General features: G+C 70.7%; 9 protein-coding genes. 4 read left to right on the plus strand and 5 right to left on the minus strand.

Annotation, left to right across the window (positions count from 1 at the left end):
* Positions 1–176: 176 nt before the first annotated feature.
* The 5 genes from M2271_RS16135 to uvrC form a co-directional block, all read right to left on the minus strand.
* Positions 177–3125, minus strand: coding sequence for a M14 family metallopeptidase (locus M2271_RS16135; RefSeq protein ID WP_280887895.1), 2949 nt, complete (start codon positions 3123–3125; stop codon positions 177–179).
* Positions 3126–3293: 168 nt separating this feature from the next.
* Positions 3294–4283 carry a DNA-binding protein WhiA gene (whiA, locus tag M2271_RS16140; RefSeq protein ID WP_280887896.1) on the minus strand — a complete coding sequence of 330 codons (990 nt, stop codon included), beginning with the start codon at positions 4281–4283 and terminating at the stop codon, positions 3294–3296.
* Positions 4274–5341: a uridine diphosphate-N-acetylglucosamine-binding protein YvcK gene (yvcK, locus tag M2271_RS16145; protein ID WP_280887897.1), complete on the minus strand. Its 1068-nt coding sequence runs from the start codon at positions 5339–5341 to the stop codon at positions 4274–4276. Before yvcK ends, whiA begins: the two co-directional genes overlap by 10 nt.
* Positions 5338–6297, minus strand: a complete 960-nt coding sequence (rapZ, locus tag M2271_RS16150; RefSeq protein ID WP_280887898.1) for an RNase adapter RapZ — start codon at positions 6295–6297, stop codon at positions 5338–5340. Before rapZ ends, yvcK begins: the two co-directional genes overlap by 4 nt.
* Positions 6294–8384 carry an excinuclease ABC subunit UvrC gene (gene uvrC / locus M2271_RS16155; RefSeq protein WP_280887899.1) on the minus strand — a complete coding sequence of 697 codons (2091 nt, stop codon included), beginning with the start codon at positions 8382–8384 and terminating at the stop codon, positions 6294–6296. The genes rapZ and uvrC overlap by 4 nt, the downstream gene beginning before the upstream one ends.
* Here uvrC and M2271_RS16160 point away from each other — a divergent pair.
* From M2271_RS16160 to M2271_RS16175, 4 genes are all read left to right on the plus strand, one after another.
* Positions 8383–8508: a hypothetical protein gene (locus M2271_RS16160; protein WP_280887900.1), complete on the plus strand. Its 126-nt coding sequence runs from the start codon at positions 8383–8385 to the stop codon at positions 8506–8508. The two genes, uvrC and M2271_RS16160, sit on opposite strands and share 2 nt — an antisense overlap.
* A 513-nt stretch (positions 8509–9021) precedes the next feature.
* Positions 9022–9987, plus strand: coding sequence for a hypothetical protein (locus tag M2271_RS16165; RefSeq protein WP_280887901.1), 966 nt, complete (start codon positions 9022–9024; stop codon positions 9985–9987).
* Between the two features lie 194 nt (positions 9988–10181).
* Positions 10182–11234, plus strand: a complete 1053-nt coding sequence (locus M2271_RS16170) for a LacI family DNA-binding transcriptional regulator (RefSeq protein ID WP_280887902.1) — start codon at positions 10182–10184, stop codon at positions 11232–11234.
* A 146-nt stretch (positions 11235–11380) separates the two neighbouring features.
* Positions 11381–12289: a carbohydrate kinase gene (locus tag M2271_RS16175; protein ID WP_280887903.1), complete on the plus strand. Its 909-nt coding sequence runs from the start codon at positions 11381–11383 to the stop codon at positions 12287–12289.
* Positions 12290–12424 lie beyond the last annotated feature (135 nt).

Here is a 12424-nt window from a genome sequence, read left to right on the forward strand (position 1 = left end):
CGACCGCCTACGACCCTACCTCCCTGCGGCCCACGCGGTGACATCGAGATGCCCCATACACGGCGAGGCGGCCCGTACCCGCCAGTAGGGGTACGGACCGCCCGGGTCCGAAGGTCAGATCACCCGATCTCGCTATGCAGCGTCACACGTGATTGACCAGGGACGTCACCCTTCGATCACGTGTCGAGCGCCGCGAGCGCCTTCTTCAGGAGAGCCGTCTGGCCGGCCGCCGAGGCGACGTGCTCCAGGCCGAAGCCCAGCAGCACGGTGTCGTCCGTGGTGACCGCCCCGTAGGTCTGGAACAGGGTCCCGGTGCGCGTCCAGTCCTTGAGGACGGCGGGGCTGCCCGGAGGCGGTCCGGCGACCTTCCAGGCGCCCAGCGACGTCTCGAAGCCCTCGGTCTCGGTGGCGGTGCCGCCGACCACCAGCGAGGCGTCGTCCGCGAGGACGCCGTGGCCGCCGCTGCCCGGGTCGGTGACGTAGCTGATCGAGATCTCGACCGACCTGCCGGCGTAGGCGCTCAGGTCGAAGCCGACCTGCTGCCAGCCGCTGGAGGCGCCGGTGAAGGCGTTCCACGCGCCGGTGCTGCCGTTGGCGGTGCAACCGTCCGCCGTCACGGTCAGGTAGTGCCTGAGCTGCGGGTGCTCGCCTACGTAGTACCCGCCGGAGCAGTCCTCCGGCACGGTGGTGCGGGTGGCGCCGCCCGTCTCCGGGAGCGTGGTCCAGTCGTCGGCGCCGATGGTGTGGGCCTCGACGATCGCGTTGTCGTAGCCCGGCTCCGTGTCCCACAGCAGCTGGGTACGCAGGGTGGGCTTGTCGGCGGCGCGCACGCCCGTGAGGTCCAGGGTGCGGGTGAGCCGCTTGTAGGCGTCGTCGGTGTGCACGGCGGCCGCCATGAAGGAGCCCGCGTAGGGCCCGTACGGGTTGGCGGTGCCGGCGAACCGGCCCGCGCCCGCACTGGCGAACCGGGGGTACCTGTCGGCGGGCAGTTCGTCGGACGTCACGCCGTAGGTCCCGGCCTTGTCCAGTGGGTTACCGGCCGCGGGGGCGAGCGCGCCGGTGAAGCCCTTGAGCTTGGCGGCGCCGGTGAAGCCGGTGGCCCCCGGGGTCGACGTACGGGAGTAGGCACCCAGGTAGTACTGGCTGAAGTCGTCCGACGGGGTACCGTCGGCGAGGTCCACGCTGCCCCCGGCCTGTTCGCCCGCCTCGAGCAGCTTGCCGCCCTCGTTGAGGAAGGCGCGCAGCTCCAGCTGGGTGGCGATGCCGGGGACGCTCGTACCGGTGTAGTGGACGACGGTGTCGAAGTGGTTCAGCACGCCCAGCGCGTCGGGCGCGCCCTGGGTGGCGACGTCCCAGACGTCCGCCTTGCGCCCGGCGGCCCTCAGCGCGTCGACGTAGGTCTGCGCCTGCGTGGCGGCAGCGCCCTCCTCCGCGACGACGAGGACGTCCGCGCGGGGCCGTTCGGCGATGGTGTAGGTGAAGTGCTCGCTGGAGACCTTCTTGCCGCTCTTCGTCTCGCCGGTGAACCACACCTCGACCTTGTCGCCCGGTTCGCCGTCCTTGACCTTGGCCCGGTACTCGTCGAAGTGGAGGTTGTCCTCGCCGCCGTAGGTCTCGCCGCCCTTCCAGGGGCGCAGTGTCTGGTCGTACGTACGTCCGCCGACGCGGTACTTGAGCTCCTTGTCGCGTACCGCCTTCCGTACGACGACGGAGACCTCCTGGTCGGCACCGCGCGCGTACGACGTCGGGAACGGGGCCGTGGTGAAGTCGGCGGCGCTCCGGCCGACCGAGGACTTCGGCTGGTCGGGGCGGGCGGCGCTCTCGGCGACGGAGAGCGCGAACGGGATGTTCTTCTCGAACTCCTGCTGGATCAGTTTCTCGTCGTCCGGGAAGTTGAAGACCGACTGGCAGTCGGCCGCGTTCCAGGCGTCGTCGGGGTCGATGTCGGACGCGGTCTCACAGGTCGACATCTCGGGGGTGAACATCGCCGTGCCGTTGACGTTGGCCGCGTGGCCGTCCGCCTCGCCGTTGGTGGTGTACAGCTCCGAGGAGACCTGGGGGTGGTAGCCCGGGATCGCGGAATGGCCGGGGGTGCCGGCGAGTGCTTTGTAGAGGACGTCGTCGGGGGTGCCCGTGGCCACCTGCCAGCCGACTCCGTAGAGGAGGAGTTCGGCCGCGGAGTGGTAGTTGATGCCGTACGTGAACCCGATCCGCTTCTCGAAGGCGTCCAGCGCCTGCGTCTCGGGCTCGGAGCCGGGGGCCGCGCCGCGGTAGGTCTCGCTGGTGGGGGTGGGGGACGAACCCTCGTCGTCGTAGCCCCATTTGTAAGGGAAGTTGCGGTTGAGGTCGACGCCGTCGCCGGTACTGATGGCTCCGTCGCCGTTGACGTCGCGCAGGTTCTTGCGCCACAGGCGGGTGTCGGAGTCCTGGAAGGTGTAGTCGTAGCCGTCGGGATTGGCCGACAGCACGAACCAGAGTTCGGTCGAGTCGACGAGCTTCTTGATGCGCTGGTCCGTCTTGTAGTTGTCCAGGTAATGGTGCATCAGCCGGCGGGTCATCTCCGGCGTGATCCACTCGCGCGCGTGCTGGTTGGACATGTACAGGACGGAGGGCTTGGAGCCGTCCTCGGACTTCTTCGCGCCCTTGGTCAGCTTGAGGGCGAGGATGTCCTGGCCTTTGACGGTCCTGCCGATGGAGACGACCTTGGTGAGGCCGGGGTTCTCCTGACTGGCCCTGAGGATCTCCTCCTTCAGGCCGCCGCTGCCGCTGTACGGGCGGAACACGCCCTCGGCCGCGGCCTCGACTCGGTTCCCGGCCTTGGCGGACAGCCGGTGCTCGGTGAGGTCGACGCCCTGGTCCTCGAGCTTGTCGGCCTGCTGGTCGGTGAGGTAGACCTCGACGGTGGCCGCACCCTTCTCCGGCACCTGCTCACTGAGCTCATGGCCGTCCTGACCGGTCGCCAGCAGCAGGGGTACCTGCTGCTGGGTGACCTCGGCCCGGAAGACCTTGACCTCGTTCGGGTCGGGAGAGCCGGGGCCTTCCGCGGCCTGCGCGAGAGGTGCGATGCCCGCACCACCCAGCACAAGTGCGCCAACAGCGAGGATCGCTCTCGCTTTTCGTCTCATGAACCCCCCTAGCCTGGGTCCGCCACGGCGGCGAACAGATGCCAGGCTCATGACAGTTCATGATCGAGTCAAGGACCCCTCAGGACACGCACCCGCCGGTGCCGTTCACCCAAGTGGGCGTCGGCACCGGCGGGTTGGCAGATCGGATGAGCGTGCGCGGCGGACGGCTCAGCCCACGAGGTTGTCGGCCAGCTCCTCGCTGAGGTTGGCCTCCGTGCCCGGGATGCCGAGGTCGGAGGCGCGCTTGTCGGCCATCGCCAGCAGCCGGCGGATACGGCCGGCCACTGCGTCCTTGGTCAGCGGCGGATCGGCGAGCGCGCCCAGCTCCTCCAGGGAGGCCTGCTTGTGGTCCATGCGCAGCCGGCCGGCGGCGGCGAGGTGCTCCGGCACGTCGTCGGCGAGGATCTCCAGGGCACGCTGGACCCGGGCGCCGGCGGCGACGGCCGCGCGCGCGGAGCGACGCAGGTTGGCGTCGTCGAAGTTGGCGAGACGGTTCGCCGTGGCGCGCACCTCGCGGCGCATCCGGCGCTCCTCCCAGGCCAGTACCGACTCGTGGGCACCGAGGCGGGTCAGCAGAGCGCCGATCGCGTCACCGTCACGGACGACCACGCGGTCCACCCCGCGCACCTCGCGGGCCTTCGCCGCGATCGACAGCCGGCGGGCGGCGCCGACCAGGGCGAGTGCGGCCTCGGGGCCCGGGCAGGTCACCTCGAGGGAGGAGGAGCGGCCGGGTTCGGTGAGCGAGCCGTGCGCCAGGAAAGCCCCGCGCCAGGCCGCCTCGGCGTCGCAGGTGGCCCCCGAGACCACCTGCGGGGGCAGACCCCGGATCGGGCGGCCCCGGCCGTCGACCAGGCCGGTCTGCCGGGCCAGCTGGTCACCGCCGGCGACGACCCGGACGACGTAACGCGAGCCGCGGCGCAGTCCGCCGGGCGCCATGACAATCAACTCGGAACTGTGGCCGAAGATCTCCAGGATGTCCCGCTTGAGGCGGCGGGCCGCCATCGCGGTATCCAGCTCCGCCTCGATCACGATGCGCCCGCTCACCAGGTGGAGGCCGCCGGCGAACCGCAGAAGGGCGGAGACCTCCGCCTTCCTGCAGCAGGTCCGGGTGACGGGGAGTCGGGAGATCTCGTCCTTCACCGCTGCCGTCATCGCCATGGGCCGATCCTTCCATGCATCCGAAAAATACGGTCGTACGCGGCGGCAAGGAGCTCCGGGTCATGCCTTGGGCTCCCGTCCGTGCGGGCCACCGGGGCCAGCTCGACCGCGGCACCGAGCCGCTCGGCGGCCTCGATGAGCACATCGCGGTCGGGCACGGCGGCCACGTCGGCCAGCACCACGTCCAGGGCGAGTTTAGGGGCGTGTCGTCCCAAAACCTCCAAATGACGCTGCGGGGAGAAGCCCTCGGTTTCTCCGGGTTGCGGCACGAGGTTCAGGGAGAGCACCCGGCGGGCCTTCGTCTGCGTGAGCGCGTCCAGGAGCTCGGGCACCAGCAGGTGCGGGATGACCGAGGAGAACCAGGAGCCGGGGCCCAGGACCACCCAGTCCGCGTCGAGGACGGCCTCCACCGCCTCCGGTACCGCGGGCGGGTCGTGCGGCACGAGGTGCACGGACTGCACCTCGCCGGGCGTGAGGGCGACGGTCGCCTGGCCTCGCACGGTGTCCACGTTCTCCGGCCGGTGCGGGTCATGCCCCTTCACCAGGGCCTGCAGCTCCAGCGGTACGGCCGACATGGGCAGCACCCGCCCGTGCGCGCCCAGCAGCCTGCCGACCAGGTCGAGGGCCTGAACATGGTCACCGAGCTGCTCCCACAGGGCGACGATCAGCAGATTGCCGACCGCGTGTTCGTGCAGGTCGCCCTGGGACTGGAAGCGGTACTGGATGACCCGGGCCCAGGTCTGGCCCCACTCGTCGTCGCCGCACAGCGCGGCCAGCGCCTTGCGCAGGTCGCCGGGCGGCAGCACCCCCAGCTCGTCGCGCAGCCGTCCGCTGGAGCCGCCGTCGTCGGCCACGGTGACGACGGCGGTGAGGGCGCCGGTGATCCTGCGCAGTGCGGCGAGCGAGGCGGACAGGCCCATGCCGCCGCCGAGGGCGACCACCTTGGGCTGGGCGCCGCGGCGGCGCGGCTTGGCGCCACGGGCCTCGACGGGTCTGCTCGCTCTACCCTCGGGGAGAGCCCGGCGCAGCCCGCTCAGCCGCGGAGTACGTGCCGTCATTCCCGTCCCATGTCCCGGTGCACAACCACCGTTTCCACGCCCTCGGCCGCCAGTCGCGCGGCGAGCTTCTCCGATGTGGCGACCGAGCGGTGCTTGCCGCCGGTGCAGCCGATGGCGATCGTCACGTACCGCTTGCCCTCACGGCGGTAGCCGGCCGCGATGAGTCTGAGCAGCTCCGCGTAGCGGTCGAGGAACTCCTTGGCTCCGGGCTGGTTGAAGACGTACGCCGACACCTCCTCGTTGAGGCCGTTGTACGGCCGCAGCTCCGGAACCCAGTGCGGGTTGGGCAGGAAGCGCATGTCCGCGACCAGGTCGGCGTCGACCGGGAGGCCGTACTTGAAACCGAAGGACATGACGGTGGCCCGCAGCTCGGGCTCGTCGTCGCCGGCGAACCGGGCGTCCATCTTGGCGCGCAGTTCGTGCACGTTGAGGCTGGAGGTGTCGATCACCAGGTCGGCGTCGCCTCGCAGCTCGCGCAGCAGTTCGCGCTCGGCTGCGATGCCGTCGACGATCCGGCCGTCGCCCTGGAGCGGGTGCGGGCGGCGCACCGACTCGAAGCGGCGCACCAGGGCGTCGTCCGAGGACTCCAGGAAGACGATCCGCCGGGTGACGCTCCTGCTGTCGAGGTCGGCGAGGGACTCGCGGAGGTTGTCGAAGAAACGGCGGCCGCGGACGTCGACGACGACCGCGATCCGCGCCACGTTGCCCTGGGAGCGGGCGCCGAGCTCCACCATGGTGGGGATCAGCGCGGGCGGGAGGTTGTCGACGACGAACCAGCCGAGGTCCTCCAGACACTTGGCGGCCGTCGAGCGCCCGGCCCCTGACATACCCGAGATGATCACCAGCTCGGGGATGGCCGCGTCCGGGACCGCGGCCGTCTCGTTGGGCGTGCCCGTACTCACCTGCGCTCCGTCTCCGGCCTGGCCTTGTTGCCCGTCGTGCTCGTTCACATTCATGTCTCCTGCCCCCGTCGTTCGTCCGGGGCGCCCATCGTGAGGGGCTCCCCGCTGGAACCCATGGTGCCGGGTTCCTCCTCCATGATCTCTCCAGTCGCCGTGTTGACCGCCGGCGTGGCCGGAGCCGACTGGGCGAGGGCCACGGCGATCGTCTCGGCCGTCTTGCGGCCTATGCCGGAGACCTCGCAGATCTGGTCGATGGTGGCGGATCGCAGTTTCTTCAGCGAACCGAAATGCTTCAGCAGTGCCTGCTTGCGCGCGTCCCCGAGCCCCGGAACGTCGTCCAGCGGGCTCGACCGGAAACGCTTGGCCCTCTTGGTGCGCTGGTAAGTGATCGCGAAGCGGTGCGCTTCGTCGCGGACCCGCTGGAGCAGGTAGAGACCCTCGCTGGTGCGGGGCAGGACCACCGGGTCGTCCTCGCCGGGCAGCCAGACCTCCTCCAGGCGCTTGGCGAGACCGCACACGGCGATGTCGTCGATGCCGAGCTCGTCCAAGGCCTTCTTGGCAGCCGCCACCTGGGGCCGGCCGCCGTCGACGACGACGAGCTGGGGCGGGTAGGCGAAGCGCTTGGGGCGACCGTCTTCGTCCTTGCGGTTGTCGTTGAGGCCGTCGGTGCGGTCGCCCTTGAGGCCGTCGGTCAGGCCGTTGGTGACACTGTCCTCACCGTCGGTCCACTCGCCCGTCTTCTCCTTCTCGGCGAGGTAGCGCCGGAAGCGGCGGGTGATCACCTCGTGCATGGAGCGGACGTCGTCCTGGCCCTCGAAGCTCTTGATCTGGAAGCGGCGGTACTCGCTCTTGCGCTGGAGTCCGTCCTCGAAGACGACCATGGAAGCCACGACGTCGTCGCCCTGGAGGTGCGAGATGTCGTAGCACTCGATCCTCAGCGGGGCGCTGTCCAGGTCGAGGGCCTCGGCGATCTCCTCCAGGGCACGCGAGCGTGTGGTGAGGTCGGAGGCACGCTTGGTCTTGTGCAGCACGAGAGCCTGCTGGGCGTTGCGCTGCACCGTCTCCATGAGGGCCTTCTTGTCGCCGCGCTGCGGGATGCGCAGGGAGACCTGTGACCCGCGCCGCTCGCTGAGCCACTCCTGGACGGGCCCCACGGGTTCGGGCAGGGCCGGGACGAGGACCTCCTTGGGGACCGCATCGCCCTTCTCCTCGCCGTAGAGCTGCTGGAGGGCGTGCTCGACGAGGGCGTCGGTGGTGATCTCCTCGACCTTGTCGGTGACCCAGCCGCGCTGGCCGCGCACGCGTCCGCCACGGACGTGGAAGATCTGCACAGCCGCCTCCAGCTCGTCCTCGGCGACTGCGATCAGGTCGGCATCGGTCGCGTCGGCGAGCACGACCGCGCTCTTCTCCATGGCCTTCTTCAGGGCCCCGATGTCGTCGCGCAGACGGCCCGCCCGCTCGTACTCCATCTCCTCGGCCGCCTCCATCATCTGCTTCTCCAGGCGGCGCAGATAGGTGCCGGTGCGGCCGGCCATGAAGTCGCAGAACTCCTCGGCGAGTTCGCGGTGCTCCTCGGCGGAGACCCGCTCGACGCAGGGTGCGGAGCACTTGCCGATGTAACCGAGCAGGCAGGGGCGGCCGGTGCGGGCGGCGTTCTTGAAGACACCGGCCGAGCAGGTGCGCACGGGAAAGACGCGCAGGAGGAGGTCGACGGTGTCGCGGATCGCCCAGGCGTGTCCGTACGGCCCGAAGTAGCGCACGCCCTTCTTTTTGTGACCGCGCATCACCTGCACACGCGGGAACTCCTCGCTCATCGTCACCGCGAGGTACGGGTAGCTCTTGTCGTCGCGGTACTTGACGTTGAAGCGGGGGTCGTACTCCTTGATCCAGGAGTACTCCAGCTGCAGCGCCTCGACTTCCGTGGACACCACCGTCCACTCCACGGACGCGGCCGTGGTGACCATGGTGCGGGTGCGGGGGTGCAGGCCCGCCAGATCCTGGAAGTAGTTCGCCAGGCGCTGGCGCAGGCTTTTCGCCTTTCCGACGTAGATCACCCGGCGGTGCTCGTCACGGAACCTGTAGACCCCGGGAGAGTCCGGGATCTGTCCCGGTCGGGGGCGGTAGCTGGAGGGATCGGCCATGTCTCACACCCTACTGGCGGGGGCTGACAGCGTGGCGGGCCTGTGGACGACGCCGGGCCGGGCGGAGGGCGGCGGCTCCACCGCGAACCCAGGAATCGGGCCGACGTGGAACGACACGCTCTGATACGGGCGGTGCCCCCGACCCGGAGTGGAGCGTCATATCACCACCCGTTATCTACTGCCGCACTGCGTGAACGAGGGGCTTCTTTCCGTGACGGTCCGCCGCGGCTTCCGGCTGTCCGAAAGGCGCCTCGTCGGTCCGTCGGCCACGCTGTGCCCATGTCGCTGCGCCGTCTCAGCGTCGATGAGAGCGCCCGGTTCCTTCAGGCCGCTCGCGCCGGGCTGGAGCGGGGTGGTATCCACGTCGTCGCCCGGCCTCGACCGGCACGGAAGCTTTCGCCCGGGCCCGCCGGACGCAGGTGGGCGCCGCCCTGGGCACGTGAGTGCGAAGTCGGCCATGAACAGATTGTGTTGAGCAGCAGGTGTTGTCGGGGCTTGGTCAACACGCTTCAATGCGGGGAAGCTCTGGGCCCTGAACGACGGCGTACGGATGTCAAGGCCCCCGTCGGCACTGCGGCCCCGGCACCTCCACGCACGGTCTGACCAGCCGTTGTGCCCTTCGCAGAAAGGCCCCTGCATGCCGCACGCCACACAGCACGCGGACGTCGCCACCGTCGCCACCGCGGAACTGGACTCGGCCCTGCGTGGCGGCCCTTTTCACGTCGCGCTGCGCGCCGCGATCGCCGCCCGTGGACTGCCTCTGCAGCGAGTCCAGCACCATCTCTCACGCCATGGGGTCAAGGTCGGCGTCACTAGCCTGAGTTACTGGCAGCAGGGCGCGCGGCGCCCCCAGCGTCCGGAGTCGCTACGGGCCGTACGTGCGCTGGAGGAGATCCTCCAACTGCCGGAGGAGTCACTGATCCGGCTGCTCGCCCGGCCCGAGGACCCCGCCGTGCAGCGGCCCGCAGCCCGCTCCTACCGGTCCCTGGTGGCCGCCTCGGACGTGCTGGAGCACCTGCTGGCCGGCCTGGGTTCGCCGCTGGACAGCGGGCTGCACACCCTCGGGCACCACGAACGGGTCCGCATCGGGGCCCGCCGTGAGCTCGCGGCGCGGGAGTCGCACCACATCGTCCGCGCCCACCGGGACGGCGTCGACCGCTTCGTGGCCGTCCACCACGGCGACCCCGGGTGCGCACCTGAGCGCATGACCGTCCAGGCCCTGGACAACTGCCGTACCGGACGCGTCCGTTCGCACCACGACACCGGCGTACTAGTCGCCGAGTTGCTCTTCGACACGCGGTTGCGGGCCGGCGACACCTTTCTCTTCCGCTACGGCGTCGAGGACGGCACGGCGGGCGTGTCGCACGAGTACGTCCGCGGCTTCGGGCCCGCGGGCGGTCAGTACGCGCTCCAGGTGCGGTTCGACGAGAACGCCCTGCCCGTGCGCTGCCACCGGTTCGCCCAGCACTCGGCGGCGGCACCGCGCAGCGGCCTCCAGGAACTGGCGCTCACCGGGCGGCACCACTCGGTGCACCTGGTCGAGCCGCGGGTGCGGTCAGGGATCGTGGGGATCGCCTGGGACTGGAGTGCGGCTCCCGCCTGAACCGTGGGTGAGCACCCTGACCGTGACCCGAAACAACGACCCGGACGGCGACACGGACGGCGACACGGCAAGTGCCCCGGCAAGTGCCCCGGACAGTGACTCGACGTAAACGCTTGCGCAAACGTTTACGTGCGCGGCCGAATGGGATACGTTCCCGCCCGGACGACCCACGCGGGCCCCAGGAGGGAGACTTTATGCCGACCATGGCCGACGTCGCACGCAGCGCCGGTGTGTCCGCGGCGACCGTCTCGCACGTCCTCAACGACACCCGGCCCGTGCTGCCCCACACCCGCCAGGCCGTACTGGACGCCATCGACGAGCTCGGCTACACGCCCAACACTCTCGCCCGCTCCCTGGTGACCTCCCGCACGAGGTCCATCGGCCTCGCGGTGTCGGCCGTCAGTAACCCGTACTTCACGGAGATCCTCCAGGGCGTCGAGGCCGGCGCCCTGGAGCACGGCTACAGCCTGCTCATCGCCGATCCGCACGACGATCCCGCGCACGAGCGCAAGGTCGTCCAGCTCCTGCACGAGCGGCGCGTGGACGGCATGATCGTCGCGCCCTCCGCGGACCCGCGCGAGCTCGTCTCCTACCTGGGGCGTCACGAGGTGCCGACCGTTTTCCTGGACCGGGTGGTCGAGTCCTCGCAGCACCGTGAACCGCGCTTCGACCAGGTCTGTGCCGACAGCGCCGAACCGACGGCCGAGCTGGTCAGCCATCTCGCCGGGCTCGGCCACCGGAGGATCGCCCTGGTCGCAGGCCGCCCGAGGCTAAGCACCACCAGCGAGCGGATCACGGGCTACCGCCACGGCCTAGCCGACGCCGGACTCCCCTACGACGAACGCCTCGTGGTCCACGGCGACTCCGAGTCGGCGGGCGGACAACGCGCCACGGCTGCCCTGCTCTCCCTCGCCGCGCCGCCCACCGCACTCGTCACCGCCAACAACGCGATGACGCTCGGTGCGCTGCGCGCGCTCCGCGAGCGGGGTCTGTCCGTGCCCCACGACGTCGCGCTGTGTTGCTTCGACGACTTCGACTGGGCCGACCTGTTCACTCCCCGGCTCACCGCGATCGCCCAGCCCGGCAAGGAGATCGGCGCCCAGGCGGTCCGGGTGCTCCTGGAACGTCTCGCCGCACCGGAGCGGGCCGCCCGGACCGTACGGCTGCCTTGCACCTTCGTCCACCGCACCTCCTGCGGCTGCCCCGGCGGGCCGGAGCGGCCCGCCGAGCCCCGGAGGCCCTCGTAGCCGCCCAGTCTCCGGGCTCCGTCATCCATCGTCCCTATGTTCCCCCCGTAATTCATGTTCCCCGTGGTTCCCATGCCTCCGTATGCTCCCAACTCCCAGCTCCCCCCAACCCTCGTGCTCCGAGAGAGTCCGAGAGAGGAAGTCTCGTGATCGTCGTCGCCGGTGAGGCCCTGATCGACCTGGTACCGCAGGGGACGGGCGCCCTCGCGGTCCTGCAGCCGGCGCTCGGCGGCGGCCCCTACAACACAGCCGTGGCCCTCGGCCGCCTCGGCTCTCCGACGGCCTTCTGCTCCCGCGTCTCCCAGGACGCCTTCGGGGAGGCCCTGCTCGACGGCCTGCGACAGGCGGGTGTGAGCGTGTCGGACGTACAGCGCGGCACCGAGCCGACCACCCTCGCCGTCGCCACGATCGGCGAGCACGGTTCCGCCGTGTACTCCTTCTACGTCGACGGGACCGCCGACCGGCTGTTCACCACGCCCGCGGCACTGCCCGAGGGAACGCGGGCGGTGTCCTTCGGTACCTGCTCCCTGGTCCTGGAGCCGGGTGCGAGCGCCTACGAGGAGCTGATGCGGACGGCGGCCGCACAGGGCGTGTTCACCGTCCTCGACCCGAACATCCGGGCCGGGCTGATCCCCGACGCGGACGCCTACCGGGCCAGGTTCACCAGCTGGCTGCCGTCGGTGTCGTTGCTCAAGCTCTCCGAGGAGGACGCCCTGTGGCTGGGCGGCACCCCCCGCGAGTGGCTGGCCGCCGGGCCCTCGGCCGTCGTGATCACCCAGGGCGGCGACGGACTGGCCGTCTTCACCCGAGACGGTGCGGTGCACTCCGTACCGGGCGAGAAGGTCGACGTCGTGGACACGATCGGCGCGGGCGACACTGTGAACGCGGCCCTGCTGCACGGTCTCTCCGCGCGGGATGCCCTGTCCCCGCAGGCCCTCGTCACCCTGGGCCCCGACGGCTGGACCCGGCTGCTTCGATTCGCGGCCCGTGCGGCAGCGATCACCTGTTCCCGAGCCGGGGCGGAGCCGCCGTACGCCCACGAGCTGGAGGGCTGAGAGACGACGGCTGACGACGGCTGACGACGGCTGACGACGGCTGACGACGGCTGACGACGGCTGACGACGGCTGACGACGGCTGACGACGGCTGACGAAACGGGCGGCGCCCCGCGGGGAGTTCCCCACGGGGCGC

Origin of the sequence: Streptomyces sp. LBL (assembly GCF_029893585.1) — a bacterium.
Classification (GTDB): Bacteria; Actinomycetota; Actinomycetes; order Streptomycetales; family Streptomycetaceae; genus Streptomyces.